The 22863-nt window shown below is 32.1% G+C and carries 21 protein-coding genes and 4 pseudogenes; 19 read left to right on the top strand and 6 right to left on the bottom strand.

Translation table 11 applies throughout. From position 1 onward, the window contains the following. Positions 1 to 399 precede the first annotated feature (399 nt). The 4 genes from AC1Q7N_RS08065 (at position 400) to AC1Q7N_RS08050 (ending at position 4252) form a co-directional block, all read left to right on the top strand. Positions 400 to 1542 (top strand): acyl-CoA dehydrogenase family protein, encoded by a 1143-nt coding sequence (locus AC1Q7N_RS08065; protein ID WP_002438492.1) that lies wholly within the window; start codon positions 400 to 402, stop codon positions 1540 to 1542. Between the two features lie 318 nt (positions 1543 to 1860). Further along, positions 1861 to 2802, top strand: coding sequence for a nucleoside hydrolase (locus AC1Q7N_RS08060; protein WP_002438493.1), 942 nt, complete (start codon positions 1861 to 1863; stop codon positions 2800 to 2802). A 109-nt stretch (positions 2803 to 2911) separates the two neighbouring features. Then, positions 2912 to 3460 (top strand): biotin transporter BioY, encoded by a 549-nt coding sequence (locus AC1Q7N_RS08055; protein ID WP_001832423.1) that lies wholly within the window; start codon positions 2912 to 2914, stop codon positions 3458 to 3460. Positions 3461 to 3496: 36 nt separating this feature from the next. Beyond that, positions 3497 to 4252 carry a GNAT family N-acetyltransferase gene (locus tag AC1Q7N_RS08050; RefSeq protein ID WP_002438495.1) on the top strand — a complete coding sequence of 252 codons (756 nt, stop codon included), beginning with the start codon at positions 3497 to 3499 and terminating at the stop codon, positions 4250 to 4252. A gap of 120 nt (positions 4253 to 4372) precedes the next feature. On the opposite strand, the pseudogene fdhD reads toward AC1Q7N_RS08050, so the two are convergent. Next, positions 4373 to 5154: pseudogene (gene fdhD / locus AC1Q7N_RS08045) on the bottom strand (formate dehydrogenase accessory sulfurtransferase FdhD). 218 nt (positions 5155 to 5372) lie between these two features. Here fdhD and modA point away from each other — a divergent pair. The 5 genes and pseudogenes from modA to AC1Q7N_RS08020 all read left to right on the top strand — a co-directional run bounded on the left by modA (position 5373) and on the right by AC1Q7N_RS08020 (position 9093). After that, positions 5373 to 6158, top strand: a complete 786-nt coding sequence (gene modA / locus AC1Q7N_RS08040; protein WP_002438502.1) for a molybdate ABC transporter substrate-binding protein — start codon at positions 5373 to 5375, stop codon at positions 6156 to 6158. 13 nt (positions 6159 to 6171) lie between these two features. Beyond that, entirely contained in the window at positions 6172 to 6843 is a 672-nt protein-coding gene (gene modB / locus AC1Q7N_RS08035; protein WP_002438504.1) for a molybdate ABC transporter permease subunit, read from the top strand. Further along, positions 6844 to 7464, top strand: a complete 621-nt coding sequence (locus AC1Q7N_RS08030) for an ATP-binding cassette domain-containing protein (RefSeq protein ID WP_002495564.1) — start codon at positions 6844 to 6846, stop codon at positions 7462 to 7464. Positions 7465 to 7539: 75 nt separating this feature from the next. Next, a pseudogene (locus AC1Q7N_RS08025) lies at positions 7540 to 8542 on the top strand (ThiF family adenylyltransferase). 20 nt (positions 8543 to 8562) lie between these two features. Then, entirely contained in the window at positions 8563 to 9093 is a 531-nt protein-coding gene (locus AC1Q7N_RS08020) for a MogA/MoaB family molybdenum cofactor biosynthesis protein (RefSeq protein WP_002438508.1), read from the top strand. Between the two features lie 60 nt (positions 9094 to 9153). Here the strand turns inward: AC1Q7N_RS08020 and moaC are convergent, their stop codons facing one another. Next, entirely contained in the window at positions 9154 to 9642 is a 489-nt protein-coding gene (gene moaC / locus AC1Q7N_RS08015) for a cyclic pyranopterin monophosphate synthase MoaC (protein ID WP_002438509.1), read from the bottom strand. 61 nt (positions 9643 to 9703) lie between these two features. Between moaC and AC1Q7N_RS08010 the strand changes: the two genes are divergently transcribed. The 7 genes from AC1Q7N_RS08010 to AC1Q7N_RS07980 all read left to right on the top strand — a co-directional run bounded on the left by AC1Q7N_RS08010 (position 9704) and on the right by AC1Q7N_RS07980 (position 14517). Continuing rightward, positions 9704 to 10963: a molybdopterin molybdotransferase MoeA gene (locus AC1Q7N_RS08010; RefSeq protein WP_002456088.1), complete on the top strand. Its 1260-nt coding sequence runs from the start codon at positions 9704 to 9706 to the stop codon at positions 10961 to 10963. Beyond that, positions 10960 to 11436: a molybdopterin-guanine dinucleotide biosynthesis protein B gene (gene mobB / locus AC1Q7N_RS08005; RefSeq protein WP_002438514.1), complete on the top strand. Its 477-nt coding sequence runs from the start codon at positions 10960 to 10962 to the stop codon at positions 11434 to 11436. The genes AC1Q7N_RS08010 and mobB overlap by 4 nt, the downstream gene beginning before the upstream one ends. After that, positions 11437 to 11889 carry a molybdenum cofactor biosynthesis protein MoaE gene (locus tag AC1Q7N_RS08000; protein WP_002438516.1) on the top strand — a complete coding sequence of 151 codons (453 nt, stop codon included), beginning with the start codon at positions 11437 to 11439 and terminating at the stop codon, positions 11887 to 11889. It begins immediately after the preceding gene. Further along, positions 11886 to 12119, top strand: a complete 234-nt coding sequence (gene moaD, locus AC1Q7N_RS07995) for a molybdopterin converting factor subunit 1 (RefSeq protein WP_002438518.1) — start codon at positions 11886 to 11888, stop codon at positions 12117 to 12119. Before AC1Q7N_RS08000 ends, moaD begins: the two co-directional genes overlap by 4 nt. Positions 12120 to 12124: 5 nt before the next feature. Further along, positions 12125 to 12730 (top strand): molybdenum cofactor guanylyltransferase MobA, encoded by a 606-nt coding sequence (gene mobA, locus AC1Q7N_RS07990; protein ID WP_001832403.1) that lies wholly within the window; start codon positions 12125 to 12127, stop codon positions 12728 to 12730. Positions 12731 to 12742: 12 nt separating this feature from the next. Beyond that, positions 12743 to 13765, top strand: coding sequence for a GTP 3',8-cyclase MoaA (moaA, locus tag AC1Q7N_RS07985; RefSeq protein WP_002438521.1), 1023 nt, complete (start codon positions 12743 to 12745; stop codon positions 13763 to 13765). Between the two features lie 401 nt (positions 13766 to 14166). Further along, positions 14167 to 14517, top strand: coding sequence for a SarA family transcriptional regulator (locus tag AC1Q7N_RS07980; protein ID WP_001832414.1), 351 nt, complete (start codon positions 14167 to 14169; stop codon positions 14515 to 14517). Here the strand turns inward: AC1Q7N_RS07980 and AC1Q7N_RS07975 are convergent. The 4 genes and pseudogenes from AC1Q7N_RS07975 to AC1Q7N_RS07960 all read right to left on the bottom strand — a co-directional run. Next, positions 14514 to 14894, bottom strand: a pseudogene (locus tag AC1Q7N_RS07975) (transposase); the annotation flags it as partial. The gene AC1Q7N_RS07980 and the pseudogene AC1Q7N_RS07975 overlap by 4 nt on opposite strands. A 34-nt stretch (positions 14895 to 14928) precedes the next feature. Beyond that, positions 14929 to 15096 (bottom strand): annotated as a pseudogene (locus AC1Q7N_RS07970) (transposase); the annotation flags it as partial. A gap of 285 nt (positions 15097 to 15381) precedes the next feature. Beyond that, positions 15382 to 16575 (bottom strand): MFS transporter, encoded by a 1194-nt coding sequence (locus AC1Q7N_RS07965; protein ID WP_002468894.1) that lies wholly within the window; start codon positions 16573 to 16575, stop codon positions 15382 to 15384. Beyond that, entirely contained in the window at positions 16575 to 17015 is a 441-nt protein-coding gene (locus AC1Q7N_RS07960; protein WP_001829772.1) for a MarR family winged helix-turn-helix transcriptional regulator, read from the bottom strand. The genes AC1Q7N_RS07965 and AC1Q7N_RS07960 overlap by 1 nt, the downstream gene beginning before the upstream one ends. A 162-nt stretch (positions 17016 to 17177) precedes the next feature. Between AC1Q7N_RS07960 and AC1Q7N_RS07955 the strand changes: the two genes are divergently transcribed. The 3 genes from AC1Q7N_RS07955 to AC1Q7N_RS07945 all read left to right on the top strand — a co-directional run bounded on the left by AC1Q7N_RS07955 (position 17178) and on the right by AC1Q7N_RS07945 (position 22821). Then, positions 17178 to 17939: a VOC family protein gene (locus tag AC1Q7N_RS07955; protein ID WP_002494671.1), complete on the top strand. Its 762-nt coding sequence runs from the start codon at positions 17178 to 17180 to the stop codon at positions 17937 to 17939. A 399-nt stretch (positions 17940 to 18338) separates the two neighbouring features. After that, the gene (locus AC1Q7N_RS07950) at positions 18339 to 19589 is read left to right on the top strand and encodes a lipid II:glycine glycyltransferase FemX (RefSeq protein WP_002438530.1); all 1251 of its coding nucleotides are present in this window, start codon (positions 18339 to 18341) and stop codon (positions 19587 to 19589) included. A gap of 76 nt (positions 19590 to 19665) precedes the next feature. Further along, a complete protein-coding gene (locus AC1Q7N_RS07945) occupies positions 19666 to 22821 on the top strand; it encodes an efflux RND transporter permease subunit (RefSeq protein WP_002495567.1) in 3156 nt (1051 codons plus the stop codon). The last annotated feature ends 42 nt before the right edge of the window (positions 22822 to 22863 follow it).

Genomic DNA, 22863 nt, shown 5'->3' with positions numbered 1-22863 from the left:
AAAATTGAGTTAACCTTAATTGATACATTGTGATTATTTTTAAATTTATAGTCGCAACTGTTTTAGATCAGATTTTTAATTCAATGAGTTTTATGTCCGAAATTTTAGCATTACTCTATAAAGTTTAAACGTATTTGAAAATCAAAATTCTACTAAAAAGCATCTGTCTACATTATGAATGTGGCGATGCTTTTTATATTTAAAATTTATAAAAGAAATAAAATTGACTATCTAGATACATTCATAGATTAAGTTATGTATATATTAATTGTTAACTTTTCAATATCAGAGGGAAATGCGTATGAAGTACAATTAGTAAATTTTGAAAAAATAAAGTCGAGTGTTAAACTATGAATAATTAAATTTAAAATAAAACGAGTCATAGGGGGCGTAAATGTGATGGAGTCTTTTTTAATTCACACTGACATTCAAAAAAAGTGGATTCGTAAATTTAAAAAGATTGAAAGTGAATTCAAAGCACGCGCAGCTGAAAATGATATTCAATCTAGATTTCCATATGAAAATATTGAGTGGCTGATAAAGGAAGGATATACTAAACTAACTTTGCCTGTAGAGTATGGGGGTGAAGGTGCTACTATTGAAGATATGGTGATTTTACAAAGTTATTTGGGTACTATTGATGGAGCAACTGCTTTATCTATAGGGTGGCATTTAAGTGTAATTGGTCAATTGTACGAGCAACATATGTGGTCACTATCAATGTTAGATTCCTTTGCTAAAGAAGTTGTTCATGGTGCACTGATCAATAGAGCAGTCAGTGAAGCGGAAACTGGTAGTCCTACTAGAGGTGGTCGCCCATCTACACATGCTGTTAAAGCTGAAAATGGTTATGTTATAAACGGTGTTAAAACCTTTACATCTATGAGTAAGGCGTTGACACATTATATTGTTGGTGCGTATGTTGAAGAAACTAAATCAATGGGATTCTTTTTAATTCCTCAGTCAACTAAAGGTGTAAGTATTGCTGACAACTGGGATATGGTTGGTATGAGAGCGACTGAGAGCCATGATTTAATTCTTGATGATGTTTATGTTCCTAATGAAAATTTTGTAGAATCAAAACGTGAATCAAGACCTAATGGTTGGCTTCTTCATATACCGAGCTGTTATCTAGGTATTGCACAAGCAGCTCGTGACTATGCAGTAGATTTTGCAAAAAATTATCGTCCTAATAGTATTACAGGTACGATTGATAGTTTACCTACAGTGCAACAAAATTTAGGGAAAATGGAAAGTTTATTACTTTCTGCAAGACATTTTCTATGGAGTACAGCTAGAGGGTATCAATCATATACAGAGGATGCACAAATATGGAATGAAACCTCAGCAAGTAAAGTGGTGGTAATGAACCAAGGTATAGAAATCGTTGATTTAGCTATGAGAATAGTTGGAGCTAAGAGTCTAGAAATGAGCAGACCTCTTCAACGGTACTATAGAGATATACGTGCTGGATTACATAATCCACCAATGGAAGATATGGCTTACACTAATATTGCTAAAAGTATTACAAACAAACTTTAATGTCATATTGATATTCTTTAAAGGAATGAGATGGAATTTAACGTTTTTCATTGCAATGCATATAAAGTATAAAAAAGCGCGATGTACATCAACAATTTAATTCAGTCATCGATTGACTTCAAGTTAAGTATGCCTGTGACAACTTTTTTGTCACAGGCTTTTCTAATGCAACCATAATGAAATCGCTGTGTAACTGCTAAAAATTTTTAATAATTATAGGTTGCCATGTATTCAATGATTAACTTTAAATTATTTGGTGTCACGAAAGGTTTCAAATATAATTAAGTTATTCATTAAAAAACGTTAGGAGTATCAACTATGACCAAAGTATATTTTAATCATGATGGTGGCGTTGATGATCTAGTGTCACTATTTTTATTATTACAAATGGAAAATATAGAACTTGTTGGCGTAAGTACGATTGGTGCAGACTGCTATTTAGAGCCTTCATTAAGTGCTTCATTAAAGATTATAAATCGTTTTTCAGACGTTGAAATTAATGTAGCACCATCATATGAAAGAGGGAAAAATCCTTTTCCAAAAGAATGGAGAATGCATGCTTTCTTTATGGATGCCTTACCAGTGCTAAATGAGTCTTGTATACCCAAAAGATGCAAGGCTAGTGAGGACGAGGCGTATATAGATATTATTCGTAAAGTGAAGAGTTGTGATGAGAAAGTTACATTGTTATTTACTGGACCGCTTACAGATTTAGCTAAAGCTATAAAATATGACAACTCAATTTTAAAAAATATAGAGAAATTAGTTTGGATGGGTGGAACGTTTTTAGACAAAGGAAATGTTGAAGAACCAGAACATGATGGTACAGCTGAATGGAATGCATTTTGGGATCCTGAGGCTGTAAAAGTTGTATTAGATAGTGATATGAATGTCGATATTGTTGCTTTAGAAAGTACAAATCAAGTCCCTCTAACAATGGAAGTTCGTCAAATGTGGGCAGATAAAAGACAATATTTAGGCGTTGATTTTCTGGGCACAAGTTACGCAGCAGTACCACCACTCACACATTTTGTGACCAATTCAACATACTTTTTATGGGATGTATTAACTACTGCTTATGTGGGTTCTCCAAATTTAGTTGAATCAACGAAATTGAAAATTGATGTAGTCAGTCAAGGACCTAGTCAAGGGAGAACATTCCAATCTGAATATGGACGTGAAGTTCAAGTCATTACGGATGTAAATAAACAAGCATTTTTTAACTACATAACGGATTTAGCAAAGAAAATCGAGTCCTAAGTTTTATTTGTTAATAAAAAGGTTCATCTACTTCAACTTATTGTAAACTTTCCATTCATAAAAGTTTACAAGGGTGCTATAATAAAATCTATGTAAGGAGGATGAACAAGTGACTACAAAACATTTAGTATATACAGCTTTAATGACTGCTATCATTTGTATTTTAGGTATAGTACCAAGTGTACCTCTGCCATTTATGCCAGTCCCTATTGTATTACAGAATATAGGAATCTTTTTGGCAGGAATTATTTTAGGGCGAAAGCTTGGTACTACTAGTGTTATTGTCTTTTTACTATTGGTAGCTACAGGTTTGCCAGTGCTTTCTGGAGGCCGTGGGGGAATTGGCGTATTTGCAGGACCTTCGGCAGGATTCTTATTCTTATATCCTGTTGTAGCTTACTTTATAGGCATTATTCGTGATGCATATTTGCATAAAATTAATTTCTTAGTGATTTTTATAGCTACACTAGTTATCGGTGTATTAGGATTAGATATATTAGGTACTATCATTATGGGCTTTATTATACATATACCTATCTCTAAGGCATTTATATTATCATTTACATTTATGCCAGGTGATATCATTAAGGCTATTATTGCAAGTTTAATAGGTGCAGCAATTTTAAATCATTCACGTTTCAAGACTCTTATTCAATAACTAAAAAATAATAATAAAGTTGATGAGGCGATATTTATGTCGAAAATAACTTTTAAAGATATTTATATTGATGGAAATAAAATAACTGAAGATTCTAGAAAGGCGATTTATCTCTTACCTCCTCAACCATTAAAATATGCTAGTAACACGTGGATTTATAAAACGATGCCAACAATGAACCAGTGGCTTAAAGACATTGAAGTTCAAAAGAAAATGCATCTAAATCAATCATCCTATCATCTTTCATTTTCATTTCCAGCTAATGAAAAGATAGATGAAGTATTGTTGGAAAAAATACGTGAACTAGGTTTTCAGATAGGAGTACTTGAGCTCTATGTCATTGAAGCTAAAGCGTTAAAAGAGCTCTCCCGCAAAAGAGACGTAGATATTCAACTTGTATCAAGCAATAATATCAATGATTACCTTCATGTTTATGATGCGTTTGCACGGCCTTTTGGTGATAGCTATGCCAACATGGTTAAACAACATATTTATAGCTCATATAACTTGGACGATATTGAACGTTTAGTTGCATATGTTAACCATCAACCAGTTGGAATAGTCGATATTATAATGACGGATAAAACAATAGAAATAGATGGTTTTGGGGTTTTAGAAGAATTCCAACATCAAGGTATCGGTTCTGAAATACAAGCTTACGTTGGACGTATGGCTAATGAGCGACCTGTTATTCTTGTTGCAGATGGAAAAGATACTGCTAAAGATATGTATCTAAGACAAGGATATGTATATCAAGGTTTTAAGTATCATATTTTAAAAGAAAATATTTAAGTTAATTGAAATTTTATATCGAAATGATAACCTAAGATGGATTGTTAAATCAATTCATCTTGGGTATTTTTTATGAGTTGAAAAGGTGATCGTAAATGAAATGTTAATCTTAAAATTCATTTAATTTATGATTCTTTCTGGGTGACTATTAAAATGATTTTCTCGAATAAACTCAATTGCGGTAATGTATAAATCTTTTGCAAGTTGTATTGCAAGTGAAGTAGGGGCAGATTTAGATAATATAATTTCTACATCGATTTTAGCTGCTTTGATTAAAATTTCAGATGAAATACGATCGCTAAAAATTAAAACCTTATCTCTCACCGGTATATGTCGTTGAATACAATAACTGTATAATTTATCAAGAGCGTTATGACGTCAGATTTCGTAGCGATGTTCAAAAAATTTTTTCCATCACTGATGGCAGCATTATGGAGACCACCCATTTGTTTGAAAATAATACTTGCATCCTGTAATTGCGTCATCATATTAATAACTTGTTAGGGTTGAAGTTAAATGGTTGTCATTGATGTTTTGGCAATAGCTGCATCATTTTGAAAATAAAAGGCTCTGCTTTTACCACAACAGGAAGCAAGCACACGTTTTGTAGGATGTTCGAAGTGATGGCCTACTGATTGAGTTAGTTTCACATGAGCGAATCCTTTACTTTCGTCGATATGAATGGATTGTAAGTCATTTCTCTTTAAGAATATACCTTCAGATGCAAGAAAACCTAAAGTCAATTCTTCTAAATAGTTTCGACTACAAATAATAGTTGCAAACTTAAATTCGTTGACTTTAATTGTTAATGGCATCTCTGTTATACATGAATCCGATGCTGTATATAAGTGTCCATTTTCAAATTTGATTATAGTTTGTTTTTGCGTCACATCTTTTTTCATTTTTTACCCCTTGAATCATAACTACTTATTATCATAAAAGAAACTCAATTCTCACTCTTTTGTATATCATATTATTAGGAAAGGACTTTTAAGAAGATTTTGTAAAGTAAATTGAAGTACATATAGTTGTATAAATAATGACATAATTTATCACATTTTATTTCTTTTTCAAATAATATTTAAAGCGTATAATAAAGGTTAAATGGAGGTAGGCTATCATGAAAATTAAACATATTTTTGTTATCATTTTAACATTGTGTGTAGTGTTAGCAGGTTGTACCAACGAGAAAGGTCAGAATAAAGAACAGAATGAAAAACAACCGACAAAAGGTGATAAACAAGAACTTCAAGTTTCTGCTGCAGCAAGTTTGACTGAAGTCAGTAAAGCATTAGGAAATGAATTTAAAAAGGACCATCCAAATGTAGAAATTAAATTTAACTATGGCGGATCAGGTGCGTTAAGACAACAGATAGAAGCGGGTGCTCCGGCAGATGTCATGATGTCAGCTAACACTAAAGATATAGACCTGTTGAAGAAAAAAAACAAAGCACATGACACTTATAATTATGCAAAGAATCAACTTGTATTAATTGGCGATAAAAATAAAAGTTATACCTCTGTAAAAGATTTAAATCAAAACGACAAACTCGCACTAGGACAAATAAAAACAGTGCCTGCTGGTAAATATGCAAAACAATATTTAGATGATCAACATTTATATGGTGATGTTAAAGATAAAATTATTTTTGCTAAAGACGTAAAACAAGTATTAAATTATGTGGAAAAAGGAAATGCACAGGAAGGATTCGTTTACAAAACAGACTTATATCAACAAAAGAAAAAAGCAAATAAAGTTAAAGTCATCGAAGAAATTAAATTAAGCAAACCAATTACTTATAAAGCAGGTGCAACTTCAGATAAAAAATTAGCTAAAGAATGGATTAACTTCTTAAAATCTAATAAAGCTAAACAAATTCTTAAAGAATATCAATTTTCTGTATAAGGAGTTCAGAGCTATGCCTGATTTAACGTCCTTTTGGATTTCTTTTCGTGTTGCTTTAATCAGTACAATGATAGTTACTATTTTTGGCATTTTGATTTCTAAATGGCTATACAATAAAAAAAGATATTGGGTAAATCTATTAGAAAGTTTTATCATTTTACCAATTGTGTTACCACCTACTGTCCTTGGTTTTATACTATTAATTATATTTTCAACAAGAAGTCCTGTAGGAGAATTCTTTACTAATATCTTACACTTACCAGTTGTATTTACATTGACAGGTGCAGTGATTGCATCTGTCATTGTTAGTTTTCCCCTTATGTATCAACATACAGTGAATGGTTTTCGAAGTATAGATTCAAAGATGTTAAATACTGCAAGAACGATGGGAGCAAGTGAAACAAAAATATTTCTTAAATTGGTGTTACCATTATCTAAACGTTCTATTCTTGCAGGTATTATGATGAGCTTTGCAAGAGCAATAGGTGAATTTGGTGCTACTTTGATGGTTGCTGGCTATATCCCAGACAAAACAAATACATTGCCTTTAGAAATTTATTTTTTAGTGGAGCAAGGGAAAGAAAATGAAGCATGGTTATGGGTGCTTGTATTAGTTGCGTTTGCGGTAACTGTCATAGCGACCATAAATCTGGTTAATCGTGATACGTTTAGGGAGGTTGATTAAATGCTCACAATTAAAGTGAATGGTGTTCTTAATCAGACGAAAATTAATATAAATATAAAGGATCAACACCCTAAGATATATGCGATACAGGGACCATCTGGAATTGGAAAGACAACAATTTTAAATATAATTGCCGGTTTGAAAGCTATAAATTATTCATATATAAAGGTTGGTAAACGTGTATTAACTGATTCACGACACCATTTGAATGTTAAGGTTCAACAACGTCGTATAGGATATCTATTTCAAGATTATCAACTTTTCCCCAATATGAATGTTTATAACAACATAACGTTTATGACTAAACCTTCTGAACATATCAATGAACTTATTCATACTCTAAAAATAGAGCATTTACTTGAAAAGTATCCTGTGACCTTATCAGGAGGTGAAGCTCAGCGCGTCGCTTTAGCAAGGGCGCTAAGTACGAAACCCGATTTGATTTTGCTTGATGAGCCTTTTTCAAGTTTAGATGATAAAACAAAAAAAGAAGGTATCAAATTAATTTTAAAAATATTCGAAGCATGGCAAATTCCTATTATATTTGTAACGCATTCAAATTATGAAGCGCAACAAATGGCGCATAAGATTATAACAATTGAAGATTGTATACAAATATAGTAAGAAGTGCTATTTATCTGTTAATTTTAACAATAATTTGTATATTCAAAATATAAAGAGAGGTTTAGGGATCTGATGCAAGAAAGATACTCGAGACAAGTGTTGTTTAAGGAAATTGGTTTAAAAGGTCAAAGTCTACTTGAGAAAAAACATGTGCTTATAGTAGGTATGGGGGCGTTAGGAACACACTTAGCTGAGGGATTAGTGAGAGCGGGAATAAATAAGTTAACTATTGTTGATAGAGACTACATTGAATTTAGCAATTTACAACGACAAACGCTCTTTATAGAGCGTGATGCAGAAGATGTACTACCAAAAGTGATCGCTGCACAGAAAGTTTTAAAAGAGATACGTAAAGATGTAGAGATAGATGCTTATATTGAGCATGTTAATTACAATTTCTTAGAGCAACATGGCATGCATGTCGATATCATATTAGATGCAACTGATAATTTTGATACACGTCAGTTAATTAATGACTTTGCTTATAAACATCAGATTCCTTGGATATATGGTGGTGTTGTACAAAGTACATATGTTCAGGCAACGTTTATTCCTGGTGAAACACCGTGTTTTAATTGCTTAATGCCTCAATTACCATCTATTAATTTAACATGTGATACGGTTGGAGTTATTCAACCAGCTGTAACAATGACAACCAGTTTACAACTCAGTGATGCATTGAAGTTGTTGACTGGTAATAAGGTTAATACACACTTCACTTACGGGGGATATTTGGGAAGGAGATCATTATACATTTGGTTTTAGTCGTATGCAAAATGAAGATTGTAAAACTTGTGGTAATGCTCCAACATATCCACACCTTAATCAACATCAACAAGATTACGCGATCTTATGTGGAAGAGACACTGTTCAATATAAAAATGCTGATATTTCTCAGGAAATATTACTATCATTTCTCGAGCGAAATCATATTCAATATCGCACGAATTTATATATGACAATGTTTAGGTTTAGAGAACATCGAATTGTTGCATTTTCTGGAGGTAGATTTTTGATACATGGAACGACAGAACCTAAAAAAGCAATTCAATTAATGCATCAACTATTTGGTTAAATATAAGGGAGTGAATAAACATGCACAAACATCAACATCAGAATATTCATTTAAACAGACCGATTCATGTAGCAATTTTGACTGTATCGGATACGAGAGATTATGATTCTGATAAAGGTGGTCAACTGATTCAATCTTTGATAAATCAACATGAGAATCATGTTGATATTAACCACTATCGAATTGTTAAAGATGATATAGAAGCTATTACACACCAACTTAAGCTTTGGTTAACTTCGTCAAATCAACTAGATGTCATTATTACAACGGGAGGAACAGGTATCTCACAAAGAGATGTGACAATAGAAGCTGTTCGCCCATTGTTAACTAAAGAATTAGAAGGTTTTGGTGAATTATTTAGATACTTAAGTTATACCGAAGATGTTGGTACAAGAGCATTATTAACTCGAGCTATTGCAGGTACCTGTGATAGCACCTTAATTTTTGCACTTCCTGGCTCAACTGGTGCAATTAAACTTGCAATAGAAAAATTAATTAAACCTGAATTGAGTCACTTAGTGTTTGAATTAAATAAAGACATTAGGAATTAAGTAATTTCAAGATATTAGATATAATGTACGAATCTTTAATTTATACAATAAATAGAATTATCAATTTTTTCTGTGGAAGTCGCCAGATTTACCACCAGATTTAGATTCTAAGTACGTTTCTCCAATTATCATGCCTTTGTCTATAGCTTTTGTCATATCATAGATTGTAAGTGCTGTAACTGAAGCAGCAGTCAATGCTTCCATTTCAACACCAGTTTTACCTGTTGTAGACACGACCGCTGTAATATTTAAACGATATGAATCATCATTATTTGAATCCCATTTGAAGGATATATCTATGCCTGTAAGTGGTAATGGATGACACATAGGAATGATTGTAGAAGTGTTTTTAGCTGCCATAATACCAGCAATTTGCGCAGTATTAAGTACATTTCCTTTACTATTAGTATTTTGAGTAATTTGACTATAAATTTTTTCATTAACTATTATACTTGAGTGTGCTTCTGCTACACGTTTTGTAATTTCTTTATTAGAAACATCAACCATTTTAGCATTACCTTGTTTATTAATATGTGTGAAATTAGTCATTTTTTCCCTCCTATTAGGAGTAAGTATATCATGAAAATTAATATTTTTTGGAGATGAGTGTATGTCTGTAGAGAAAAGAACGCCAATATCAGTTAAAGAAGCAATTAAACGTATTATGAAACAACATGTTGAAGTGAAGAATATCAATATTAATTTAGATGAAAGTTTAGGACATATTCTTGCTGAAGATATTGTTGCGACCTATGATATACCAAGATTTAATAAATCACCCTACGATGGGTTTGCAATTAGAAGTGAAGATTCACAAGGTGCAAGTGGCGAAAACCGTATTGAATTTGAAGTAATAGATCATATCGGTGCAGGTTCAGTTTCAGAAAAAACAATTGATAAAAACCAAGCAATTCGAATAATGACTGGTGCTCAAATTCCTTCTGGAGCTGATGCCGTAGTAATGTTTGAACAAACTATTGAATCTGAAACAACTTTTACAATTAGAAAATCCTTTAAACATTTAGAAAATATTTCGCTACAAGGTGAAGAAATAAAAGCTGGTGATATTGTACTACATAAAGGTATGCGTATTAACTCAGGTGTGATAGCAGTCTTAGCTACATACGGTTATACTAAAGTGCGAGTGGCTCGAAAACCAACTGTTGCAGTAATTGCTACAGGTAGTGAATTGCTTGAAGTAGAAGATGAGCTTGAACCAGGAAAGATACGAAATTCAAACGGACCAATGATTAAAGCATTAGCTAAACAATTTGGAATACAAGTTGGAATGTATAAAGTTCAGCATGATAATCTCGAAAAGAGTATTGAGGTTGTAAAAAAAGCTTTATCAGAGCATGATTTAGTAATTACTACCGGAGGTGTGTCGGTAGGAGATTTTGATTACTTACCAGAAATATACAAGTCCATCCAAGCACAGATACTATTTAACAAAGTGGCTCAAAGACCAGGTAGTGTTACTACGGTTGCATTTGCAGATGGTAAATATTTATTTGGCTTATCTGGAAACCCTTCAGCCTGCTATACAGGATTTGAATTATATGTCAAACCTGCTGTAAATAAGCTCATGGGAGCTAAAGCTTGTTATCCGCAAATAATCAAAGCTACACTTATGGAAGATTTTAATAAAGCTAACCCATTTACACGATTGATTCGTGCTAAGGCAACATTAACAAAAGCTGGAATGACAGTAATACCATCTGGATTTAATAAATCAGGTGCAGTTGTAGCCATTGCGCACGCTAATGCTATGATTATGCTTCCTGGTGGCACACGTGGATTTAAAGCGGGCAACATTGTTGATGTGATTTTGACCGAATCTAATAGTTTTGAAGAGGAATTGATACTATGATTTTACAAATTGTAGGTATGAAAAATTCAGGGAAAACCACATTGATGAACCATGCTATATCATTTTTAAAAGAACGAGGCTATTCAGTAGTAACAATTAAACATCACGGGCATATTGGTGAAGAAATTGAATTACAGTCATCTGATGTTGACCACATGAAACATTTCGCTGCGGGCGCAGACCAAAGTATTGTTCAGGGGCATCATTTACAGCAAACAGTGACACGTAAAAAGAAACAATCGCTTAGAGAAATAATAGAAAATTCTGTTACAATTGATTGTAGTATCATTTTAGTTGAGGGATTTAAAGAAGCAAATTATGATAAAATTATCGTTTATAAAAATAATGATGAATTAAGAAGTCTACAAGGACTTTCTCACGTCATAGGGAAAATAGAAACCAATCATCCACGTGCAAGTAATCAACTTGAGCACTTACTCAATAAATTAATTAAGGATAAGGGAATGAATTAAATGAAGCAATTTGAAATCGTGACTCAACCTATTGAAACAGAACAATATAGGGATTTTACGATTAACGAACGTCAAGGTGCCGTAGTCGTATTTACTGGTCACGTAAGAGAGTGGACTAAAGGTATTCGTACACAACATTTAGAGTATGAAGCTTATATACCAATGGCTGAGAAAAAATTAGCTCAAATTGGTAAAGAAATTGAAGAAAAGTGGCCTGGAACAATAACAACAATTGTACATCGAATTGGTCCATTACAAATATCAGATATTGCAGTTTTAATTGCAGTATCTTCACCGCATAGAAAAGCAGCATATGCAGCGAATGAATACGCCATCGAGCGCATAAAGGAAATTGTTCCAATTTGGAAAAAGGAAATTTGGGAAGATGGTGCTGAATGGCAAGGTCATCAAAAGGGAACATATAATGAAGCAAAAAAGGGGAAAGCAAGATGAAAATTTTATATTTTGCAGAGTTAAAAGAGTTGCTCAATCGATCTACTGAAACAATACATTTAGATACGACATTAACTGTTCAAGAATTCGAGTCATATTTATTAAAACACCATAGTGAACTTAAATCTAAAAAATTTCAAATAGCTGTTAATGAAGAATTCGTCAGACAGGATGATATAGTTCAACCAGGAGATACAATTGCGCTCATTCCACCGGTCAGTGGGGGTTGATCAAGATGAAAGCAATTATTTTAGCAGGTGGAGAATCTAGCCGATTTGGTAAAGCTAAAGCTTTTGCTAAAATTGATAATCAATATTTTTATCAAAAAATTATAGAAACGTTAAAATCTACAAATATGTTTAATCGCATTATCATTAGCACTAATTCCCAATTAGCTTCTCAGTTTGAATATGAATATGTGATTATTGATGACGAACATCATCAAAATAAAGGGCCGCTAACAGGAATTTACTCAGTGATGAAACAATACATGGATGAAGAATTGTTTTTCATTGTATCTGTTGATACACCAATGATTACAAGTAAAGCAGTGAATGGGTTATATCATTTCATGGTATCAAACTTAATTGAATCACGTTTAGATATTGTCGCATTTAAAGAAGGAGAAATATGTATACCGACGATTGGTTTTTATACACTTTCGACGTTTCCTTTTATTGAAAAAGCTTTAAATTCAAATCATTTAAGTCTGAAGCATGTCTTTAAACAATTATCGACAGATTGGTTAGATGTTACTGAAATTGACTCGCCTTATTATTGGTATAAGAATATTAATTTTCAGCATGATTTGGACTCTTTAAAAATGCAGATAAATGAATAAGGAGGTCCAACAATGAAAGAGGTAATACAAGATAAATTAGGCCGTCCAATACGGGATTTAAGAATATCGGTCACTGATCGATGTAATTTCAGATGTGATTATTGTATGCCAAAGGAAATCTTTGGAGATGATTACACTTTCTTACCTAAGAATGAATTGCTTACTTTTGAAGAATTAACACGAATTTCAAAGATTTATGCTCAATTAGGAGTTAAAAAGATAAGAATTACAGGAGGAGAGCCTCTCTTACGACGCAATCTTTATAAACTTGTAGAGCAATTAAATCTCATAGATGGTATAGAGGATATTGGATTGACTACTAATGGCTTGTTATTAAAAAAACATGGAAAAAATTTATATCAAGCTGGTTTACGACGTATTAATGTAAGTTTAGATGCGATTGAGGATAACGTTTTTCAAGAAATTAACAATAGAAATATTAAAGCGTCTACAATCTTAGAACAAATTGATTATGCAGTATCAATAGGTTTTGAAGTTAAAGTAAACGTGGTTATTCAAAAAGGGGTTAATGATAATCAAATTATCCCGATGATTGATTATTTTAAAAATAAAAATATCGAAGTACGTTTTATTGAATTTATGGATGTAGGTAACGATAATGGATGGAATTTCAATAAAGTTGTAACTAAAGAAGAAATGCTTAATATGATAGAACAACATTTTGAGATAAGTCCTGTAGCGCCTAAATATTATGGGGAAGTTGCTAAATATTTTCGACATAAAGATAGTGATGCACAATTTGGTCTAATTACGAGTGTATCTGAATCATTTTGTTCCACATGTACGCGTGCTCGATTGTCTTCAGATGGTAAATTTTATGGTTGTTTATTTGCCTCCTCAGAAGGGTTTGATGTAAAAGCCTTAATACGTAATGGAGCTACAGATGATGATTTAAAAGCACAATTTAAACGATTGTGGAGTATTAGAAACGATCAGTACTCTGATAAGCGTACGATGCAAACTATTGAGAATAATAGAAAGAAAAAAATTAATATGAATTATATAGGTGGATAGGCTTAGTCTAGAATTTTAATACTTATGGTATTTTAAGCATTTAAATTTAGTTTCAAAAGTTTATAATACTAATAAATTATATTAAATAAGCAAGAAACAATTAATACAGTTTTGAGTATTTATAGACAACATATGCTTAAGTCTTCATGTTAAACATTTTAAATCCATAATTTTATACATTTAGTTAGTTAATATAGCTACGACAAAACCTATTTAGATATTTTAAATGCCTTTCAACATATAACTGATTGTTTAAATTGTTTAATTTCAAAACAATATTTAGAGGCAATTTTAATATTTGTTATAGATTAAATGCAAAACCTGTAATATAATAAAAATAAGCAATTGAGTTTTATCGCACAAACACAACATCCAAGAATCAACTTAGGAGGCATATTATTATGAGTAACAAAGTACAACGTTTTATTGAATCAGAGAGAGAATTAAGTCAATTAAAGCATTGGCTTAAAACAACATATCGTATTTCTATTGAAGAATTTGTAGTTCTTTACAAGGTCTATGCAGACACTAAAATTAGTGGTAAAGAGTTACGAGACACATTACATTTCGAGATGTTATGGGATACTAGTAAAATTGATGTGATTATTCGTAAAATCTATAAGAAAGAACTCATTTCTAAATTACGCTCAGAAACCGATGAAAGACAAGTTTACTATTTCTTCGATGCAAAGCAAAAGAAATTATTGGACAAAATGACTGGAGAAATTGAAACAATTAGTATTGCAAATTAAGGACAGTAAATTTTAAATCTAAAAGTGGCTAAATAAATTATAAAATGAGCCTGGGACATAAAGTTCCAGGATAAGTAAATAAAGACAATTTCTATTGAAATAATATAGAAATTGTCTTTTTTATGATTTTTTGATTATTTTCAGCTCGTTGGGTTGTTACTTTTATTATATTAAGTGTCATTAGTACAAATCTTAGTTGTCTTTTGGCTTTATTCATCCCTCGAACGGACATACGAGTGAAAATCCAAAATCAGGCTCCACATCAATTTTACTTTGACTGTAGATGGTTTTGTTTTGGTTCTGAAAGCTTTTTTAATTTGGGCATTGAAATATTCCCAACTATAATTCCTCATTATTTTTTTATTTGTTTTTGAATTGATTAATCGTTTTATAAGAAGGCTTTTGATTTTATGATAGCCACATCATTCGGATATTATCATTAAGTAATTTTTCTATCTTACGTCCTGAAAACACAGATTGTGTGTAGGCATATAGAACTACTTTTAACATCATTTTTGGATGGTATGATATTCCACCACGATGATGTCTGAATTCAGTCTCTAGAATTGTTTCTACAATATGCTGAAGACTACAGGCTGAAGCTGTCGCCTAAGAAAGCGAACCAACAATACGAAGTATTGTAAATAAAGAAGCCAGTAAATGAATTTATGAAAACTCATTTACTGGCTATTTTGCTAGAAATTAGGTCCCAACCACTATTTTTATTATTTTTTATACCCTATATTTTTATTATTTTTTATACCCTAACATAGTGATATAGCAATGTTGGAATAAAATTTACATAAAAGTCATTTTGACATATTTAGGTATGTTAATTTAGACGTTTTTTTTAAATTCTAGTAGTTAATATGAAGTGCTGTAAACCTTACGTCCGTGCACTAAAATATAGATGACTAAAGTTGTAAATCCTAAAATACCCATGATTCCATATAATTGACTATAAGAAATCATATGTGTGAAAAGACCTAGTAAGGATGGTCCAAATCCAATTCCTATATCTAAACCAATAAAGTAAGTTGATGTAGCTAAGCCATATTTATTTGATGGAGATACTTTTATTGCGATAGCTTGCATACAAGATGACAAGTTACCATAACCAATTCCTAATGCGATACCTGCAATAAGTAATACCCATCCGTTAAAACTAAGCATCAGTAGAACAAAAGATAATACTAAAAAGATAAATGCTGGATAAACAACTACATTTTCGTTTTTATCATCCATCAATCTTCCAGCAATAGGTCTTGTTATGAGGGACGCAATAGCATAAAAAATGAAAAAGTAACTTGCTGATGTAACTAGATCTCTTTCAACAGCAAAAGCCTGTAAATAAGTTAAAATTGCAGCGTAAGTAACACCGATTAATAGCATGACGAATGCTACCGGAATGGCTTCTTTGGCTACAAAATGAGCCAAATTGAATCGTTTATGTGTAATTGTGTTTTCTTTAACTGTTGTGAAATTAATTTTAATTAACAGTGATAATAGACCACTTATGACACCTAAAATTACACAAATAGTAAATAAAATATTGATAGAAAAGGAATTCATCAATAACATACCAAAAAATGGGCCAATAGCGGTTCCCAACACCAAACTTAATGAGAATAAACTGATACCTTCACTTTTGCGTGTAGGTGGTGTAATATATGCTGCTATTGTTCCTGTAGCAGTTGTAGCAACCGCTGTTGCTAAGCCGTTCAGTAAACGCACCATCATTAAGAACCAAACAGAACCAGGTATAAAATAAAGTAGCTGTGTTACTACTAAACATATTAAACCAAAAATGAGAATTTTTTTTGGACCAAATCGATTGACGTATTTACCTGTTACAAATCGACCTATTAATGATCCTACTATAAAAAGTCCGACTACGAGTCCAGCAACAGAATCAGAAGCATGGTATTCTGATTTACTATAGCTCGCGATAACGACAATTAATAAATACATACATAGATAAACAAAAAAGTTAATAGCAAAGTTAATATTAAAACTCTTCGTAAAGATGGGGTCTTTAATTATTGTAGACTGATTCATTACTGTTCCTCCTTTATCATTGCTTCATGAATTTGAGACATCGCATTTGTAATATCAAATACTTGCTCATCAGTTAATCCAGTTTTTTTTATAATATCTTGTTGAATGACAGTGATCTTTTTATTAATAGTTTCAAAAAGTCTTTGGCCTTTGTCAGTTAAACTCAATAATTTCTCTCTCTTATCAACTCCTGTTTTTGTCATGACCCAACCATTGTCTAACAACACTTTAATCAACTTTCGTGTTGTAGGCTTTTCTATTGAACGACGATGAGAAATTTTTACAAGGGTAGTAGGTTGATAATTGGCAATATCTCTTAGCACAAGCCATTGGCCAGTATGAATCTGATGCTGATCTAATATAGGTTGTGTAAGTTTAATATAGGGTCTATATATACCTATAAAACTATTGAAAAATTCATTGGTTAAAATATCTAACACCTCATTGTTATATTAGTTAGCTTGGCTAACTATTTAAAAGACAGAGACAATTATATGACTAAAATGTGAATTTTGCAATGGTCTTAGATTCCTTTTTAATATTTAAAGTAATTAAAGTTAGATTTTGTTAAAATGAGCAATAACATGTGGAGGGGGAGAAAGTTGAACTTAAAATTAGACCATATCATTCACTATTTACATCAATTAGAGTCATTTAAGTTTCCCGGAGAAATATTAGAATTGCAAAATGGTGGAAGACATCATCATTTGGGCACCTTTAATCAAATAGCACCGATTAAAAATAGTTATATCGAATTGCTAGATGTTGAAAATGAGTCAAAACTTAGCAATATAGCTAAAACTGAAGAAGGTCGTGTATCAGTTGCTACAAAAATAGTGCAGGATCATTTTAAACAAGGGTTTAAAGGTATTTGTTTTAGAACAAAGGATATAAATCAGGTTAAAAGTACTTTAGAAAATAGAGGCGTTGATGTGATAGGTCCTATTGATATGGAAAGAGAAAATAAAAAAGGTCATCAAATTCGTTGGAGATTGCTATATATTGCTAACCCTGACTATACAGTCAAACCACCTTTCTTTATAGAATGGGATAACAACAAAAAGCAAAACCTATCACAAATACATAATTTCAACTTGTCATCGTTTAAAATTAAAGAGGTGATTATTACTAGCACTCAACGTGAAACAACAGTAAGTCTTTGGAAAGAATGGTATAACCTGAAAATAGTAAATGAAACGGCTACATCTACTGATCTCAAATTAGAAACTGATGAAGTTATCTATAAAATAGAAGACGGCAAAGATTCAGGTTTTCATACATTAATAATGACCGATATCAATGCCACAGCACCATATTCAATATTTATACGTGGTGCTAAATATCGTTTTGAGCCACCCAACTAGTATAAATATAGATAGGCACTGTGAATAATTAAACCGATGTGTATGAAAGCGAAAACGGTAGATAAAATACTTAGAATCAATTCATAGTTTGTGGTACGTAAAAAAATAAAAAAAATGGATATAATAAATATAAATGCTACGAAGATGACACGAAGACTAAAATATGAAATTGTTAGTGGGTGATTGATTGTAATAATGATTGCCACGAGATTTAGGATAATAAATAACAATAAAATAAACTTTCTCATATAAAAACCTCTTTACTAGTTGTTAGTAATCATTATATCAAGGGTAATAGTATTGAAAGAACTAAAACGGTTTGAAAGTGACATCGTCGACATCGTTCTCATTAAGATGTATAATTAAAATTACTGTAAAATAAAGGAGATATTTTAAACCATGGAAAAGATGAACATCACTAATCAACAACATGACGCATTTGTGAAATCTCATCCCAATGGTGATTTATTACAATTATCTAAGTGGGCAGATACGAAAAAATTAACAGGATGGTATTCAAGAAGAATTGCTGTCGGTGAAAATGGTCAAATTAAAGGTGTTGGCCAGCTACTATTCAAAAAAATACCTAAACTTCCATACACTTTATGCTATGTATCTAGGGGATTTGTAGCTGATTATAATAATAAAGAAGTGTTAGAAGCTCTACTTAGCTATGCTAAAGAAGTAGCAAAAGATGAAAAGTCGTATGCTATCAAAATAGATCCCGATGTCGAAGTAGATAAAGGTGCAGAAGCACTTAAAAATCTACGTGAGCTTGGGTTTAAACATAAAGGTTTTAAAGAAGGACTGTCTAAAGACTATATTCAACCAAGAATGACTATGATTACGCCTATTGACAAAACAGATGATGAATTAGTTCAAAGTTTCGAACGTCGAAATCGTTCAAAAGTAAGACTTGCACTGAAGCGTGGAACTAAAGTAGAACGATCAAATCGCGAGGGGCTTAAAATCTTTGCTAATTTAATGAAGATAACTGGGGAGAGAGATGGTTTTTTAACTCGAGATATTAGTTATTTTGAAAATATATATGATGCACTTCATGAAGACGGTGATGCAGAACTCTTCCTTGTTAAATTAGAGCCTAAGCCAGTATTAGATACGGTTAATCAAGATCTTGAAGCACAATTAGCTGAGAAAGAGAAATTACAATCAAAAAAGCAAGATAAAAAGACACTTAATAAACTTAATGATATTGATAATAAAATTAAGAAAACAAATGAATTAAAATCGGATTTAACAGAACTTGAAAAAAGCGAGCCAGAAGGTATTTACTTGTCAGGAGCACTCTTAATGTTTGCAGGAAACAAATCTTACTATCTCTATGGCGCTTCCTCGAATGACTATCGTGATTTCTTACCAAACCATCACATGCAATTTGAAATGATGAAATATGCACGTGAGCATGGTGCAACAACCTATGACTTTGGTGGTACAGATAATGATCCTGATAAAGATTCAGAACATTATGGGTTGTGGGCTTTTAAACGAGTTTGGGGTACATATTTAAGTGAAAAAATTGGAGAATTTGATTATGTATTAAATCAACCGCTATATCATTTAGTTGAGAAAGTGAAACCTCGTTTAACGAAAGCTAAAATTAAAATATCACGTAAACTTAAAGGTAAATAACTACTACATTCAGATCTGAACGCTTCTATAGATAAATTGAGAGCGTTCAGATTTTTTATAAGAAAGGAAAAAATGAATGATTAAAAAATTATTACAATTTTCGTTAGGTAATAAATTCGCTATTTTTTTGATGGTAGTTTTAATTATATTAGGTGGCGTTTATTCAAGCGCCAAATTAAAACTTGAATTATTACCAGATGTTGAAAATCCAGTTATTTCAGTTCAAACTACAATGTCTGGAGCAACACCCCAGTCAACACAAGATGAAATAAGTAGCAAGATTGATAATCAAGTACGCTCGTTGGCCTACGTAAATAGTGTACAGACTGAATCTATACCTAATGCTTCTATAGTAACTGTAGAATACGATAATGGTACAGATATGGATAAAGCTGAAGAACAATTAAAAAAAGAAATCGACAAAATTAAGTTTAAAGATGGCGTTGGTGAACCCGAATTAACAAGGAACTCTATGGATGCTTTTCCAATTGTGGCATATTCTTTTACGAGTAATAATCAAAAGTTAAAAGACGTTACTAAAAAGTTAAATCAACAGCTCGTACCAAAATTACAAACCATTGATGGTGTACAAAATGCACAATTAAACGGTCAAACTAATCGTGAAGTATCGTTAAAGTTTAAACAAAAAAATTTAGATGAAAAAGGTTTAACTGCAAACGATGTTGAGAACTATATAAAAACGGCTACACGTGAAACGCCATTAGGACTTTTCCAATTTAATAAGAGTAATAAATCTATTGTTGTTGATGGTCAATTTAAATCTGTAGACGCTTTTAAAAATCTTAAAATCCCTTTATCTATTTCTGGACAAGCTGCACAAAATGATAGCGATTCCGACAGTGATAGTCTAATGCCAAGTGATAATACTCGCTCGACTAATAGTTCAACTCATATGGCACAGAAAGGCCAAATGCCATCTGTACCACTTAAAGATTTAGCAGATATTAGTGTCGGTGATGAACGTACTTCTATATCCAAGACAAATGGAAAAGATGCTGTTAACTTACAAATTATGAAATCACAAGATGCTAATACTGTGCAAGTTGCGAGAGAAGTTCAGAAAAAAGTAGATGAATTTGTACGTAATGAGAGTGGAATGAAATCTATTAAAACAATGGATACTGCTAAACCTATTGAAGACTCTCTTTATACTATGGTTGAAAAGGCCGCTCTCGGTACGATTGTTGCTATTATCGTTATTCTTCTGTTTTTAAGAAATATAAGAACTACAGCTATTTCAATTGTATCTATACCAATGTCAATATTAATTGCGCTCATAGCATTAAAATTAAGCAACGTATCATTAAATATTCTTACTTTAGGTGCATTAACGGTTGCAATCGGGCGAGTTATAGATGATTCTATAGTTGTCGTTGAGAATATATTTAGAAGATTATCTGATCCGAATGAGAAGCTCAAAGGTGAAAATTTAATTATAAGCGCTACTAGAGAAGTATTTAAACCTATTATGTCATCGACCCTTGTTACTATAGTAGTGTTTTTACCACTAGTGTTTGTGTCAGGTTCAGTAGGTGAAATGTTTAGACCATTTGCGCTAGCCATTACTTTTAGTTTATTAGCTTCACTACTTGTTTCGATTACCCTAGTGCCTTCTTTAGGTGCAACATTTTTTAAAAATGGCGTTAAAAATAGGGAACAAAAAGAAGGTCTAGGAACAGTTGGGAGAGCCTATAGAAGCGCTTTGAATTGGTCACTTAATCATAAATGGATTGTGCTTATAGTTAGTATTTTTATTTTAGTTGGAAGTGTGGTCATAGGCGCAAGAAATCTAGGAACGAGTTATATTTCAACTGGAGATAATAAATTTTTAGCTCTAACATATACTCCAAAACCTGGAGAAACACAGAAATCTGTGACACAACATGCTGAAAAAGTACAAAATTATTTAGATAAAAAAGATAAAGTAGAAACTGTTCAATATTCTATAGGTGGTCCTACACCACAAGATCCTACCGGTAGTACCAACAGCATGGCAATTATGATTAAATATCAATCTGACACGCCTAATTTTGATGAAGAGCCTGATAAAGTACTTAAACATATCGAGACATTTAAACAACCTGGAGAATGGAAAAATCAAGATTTAGGAACAGGAGCAGGTAATAATTCTGTTGAAGTAACTGTCAAAGGACCTAATACAAGTGCAATGAAAGATACAGTCAACCGTGTAGAGAAAATGATGACTGATATTAAAGGCATAACGAATGTTAAATCTGATTTATCACAGACGTATGACCAATATGAAATAAAAGTTGACCAAAATAAAGCTGCAGATAATGGTATTTCTGCTTCACAACTTGCGATGAATCTTAATGAAAACTTACCTGAGAAAACAATTTCTACAGTTAATGAAAAGGGTAAATCTATAGATGTAAAGGTCAAACAAAATAAGCAAACAGATTGGTCTTCTCAAAAAATTAAAAACATTAAACTAAATAAGCCTACGGGCGGTACGATTAAACTTAGTGAAATAGCATCTCTTAAAAAATCATATACACCAAGTAAACTGACTCAAGAAGATGGCGATTATGCTACGACTGTTACAGGTAAAGTGACTGATAAAGATGTGGGTGGTAAATCTCAACAAGTTATGGCTAAAGTGAAAGACCTTGAGAAACCTAGTCATATTAAAATTAATGTCGGCGGTGCAACTGATGACATTGATAAGGCTATTTCTCAGCTTGCTATGGCGATGATAGCAGCAATTATCATTGTTTATTTAATTTTAGTTATTACATTTAGAGGTGGTCTGGCACCATTTACAATCTTGTTCTCATTACCATTTACGGTTATCGGTGTAGTACTTGCACTCATCATTACCGGAGAAACTATTTCAGTTCCAAGTTTAATAGGTATGCTTATGTTAATTGGTATCGTTGTTACGAATGCTATAGTATTAATCGATCGTGTTATTAACAATGAAAAACAAGGTATGCCGATGAAACAGGCATTGATAGAAGCGGGTGGTACACGGATAAGACCTATATTAATGACAGCAATTGCAACAATAGGTGCACTAGTGCCGTTGTTATTTGGTCATGACAGTTCAATATTAATTTCAAAAGGTATGGCTGCAACAGTAATAGGTGGATTAATTTCTTCAACGCTACTCACACTCTTTGTAGTACCGGTTATATACGAAATTTTATTCACTTTAAAAAATAAAATTACTAAAAAGTTTAATATGTAAAAAAAACGACTTAGGTAAGATGATTATACTTACCTAAGTCGT

This window comes from Staphylococcus sp. GW823-FHT05F06 (assembly GCF_058795495.1).
This window is presented reverse-complemented; position numbering and strand designations above follow the sequence as displayed.

Bases quoted from the DNA above. Each gene is read 5' to 3' on its own strand.
- modB (WP_002438504.1), top strand. From the start codon at position 6,172: ATGCCTGATTTAACGTCCTTTTGGATTTCTTTTCGTGTTGCTTTAATC.
- AC1Q7N_RS08030 (WP_002495564.1), top strand. From the start codon at position 6,844: ATGCTCACAATTAAAGTGAATGGTGTTCTTAATCAGACGAAAATTAAT.
- AC1Q7N_RS08010 (WP_002456088.1), top strand. From the start codon at position 9,704: ATGTCTGTAGAGAAAAGAACGCCAATATCAGTTAAAGAAGCAATTAAA.
- AC1Q7N_RS08000 (WP_002438516.1), top strand. From the start codon at position 11,437: ATGAAGCAATTTGAAATCGTGACTCAACCTATTGAAACAGAACAATAT.
- modA (WP_002438502.1), top strand. From the start codon at position 5,373: ATGAAAATTAAACATATTTTTGTTATCATTTTAACATTGTGTGTAGTG.
- moaD (WP_002438518.1), top strand. From the start codon at position 11,886: ATGAAAATTTTATATTTTGCAGAGTTAAAAGAGTTGCTCAATCGATCT.
- AC1Q7N_RS07950 (WP_002438530.1), top strand. From the start codon at position 18,339: ATGGAAAAGATGAACATCACTAATCAACAACATGACGCATTTGTGAAA.
- AC1Q7N_RS07980 (WP_001832414.1), top strand. From the start codon at position 14,167: ATGAGTAACAAAGTACAACGTTTTATTGAATCAGAGAGAGAATTAAGT.
- mobB (WP_002438514.1), top strand. From the start codon at position 10,960: ATGATTTTACAAATTGTAGGTATGAAAAATTCAGGGAAAACCACATTG.
- AC1Q7N_RS07945 (WP_002495567.1), top strand. From the start codon at position 19,666: ATGATTAAAAAATTATTACAATTTTCGTTAGGTAATAAATTCGCTATT.
- moaC (WP_002438509.1), bottom strand. From the start codon at position 9,642: ATGACTAATTTCACACATATTAATAAACAAGGTAATGCTAAAATGGTT.
- AC1Q7N_RS07965 (WP_002468894.1), bottom strand. From the start codon at position 16,575: ATGAATCAGTCTACAATAATTAAAGACCCCATCTTTACGAAGAGTTTT.
- AC1Q7N_RS08020 (WP_002438508.1), top strand. From the start codon at position 8,563: ATGCACAAACATCAACATCAGAATATTCATTTAAACAGACCGATTCAT.
- moaA (WP_002438521.1), top strand. From the start codon at position 12,743: ATGAAAGAGGTAATACAAGATAAATTAGGCCGTCCAATACGGGATTTA.
- AC1Q7N_RS08060 (WP_002438493.1), top strand. From the start codon at position 1,861: ATGACCAAAGTATATTTTAATCATGATGGTGGCGTTGATGATCTAGTG.
- AC1Q7N_RS08065 (WP_002438492.1), top strand. From the start codon at position 400: ATGGAGTCTTTTTTAATTCACACTGACATTCAAAAAAAGTGGATTCGT.
- mobA (WP_001832403.1), top strand. From the start codon at position 12,125: ATGAAAGCAATTATTTTAGCAGGTGGAGAATCTAGCCGATTTGGTAAA.
- AC1Q7N_RS08050 (WP_002438495.1), top strand. From the start codon at position 3,497: ATGTCGAAAATAACTTTTAAAGATATTTATATTGATGGAAATAAAATA.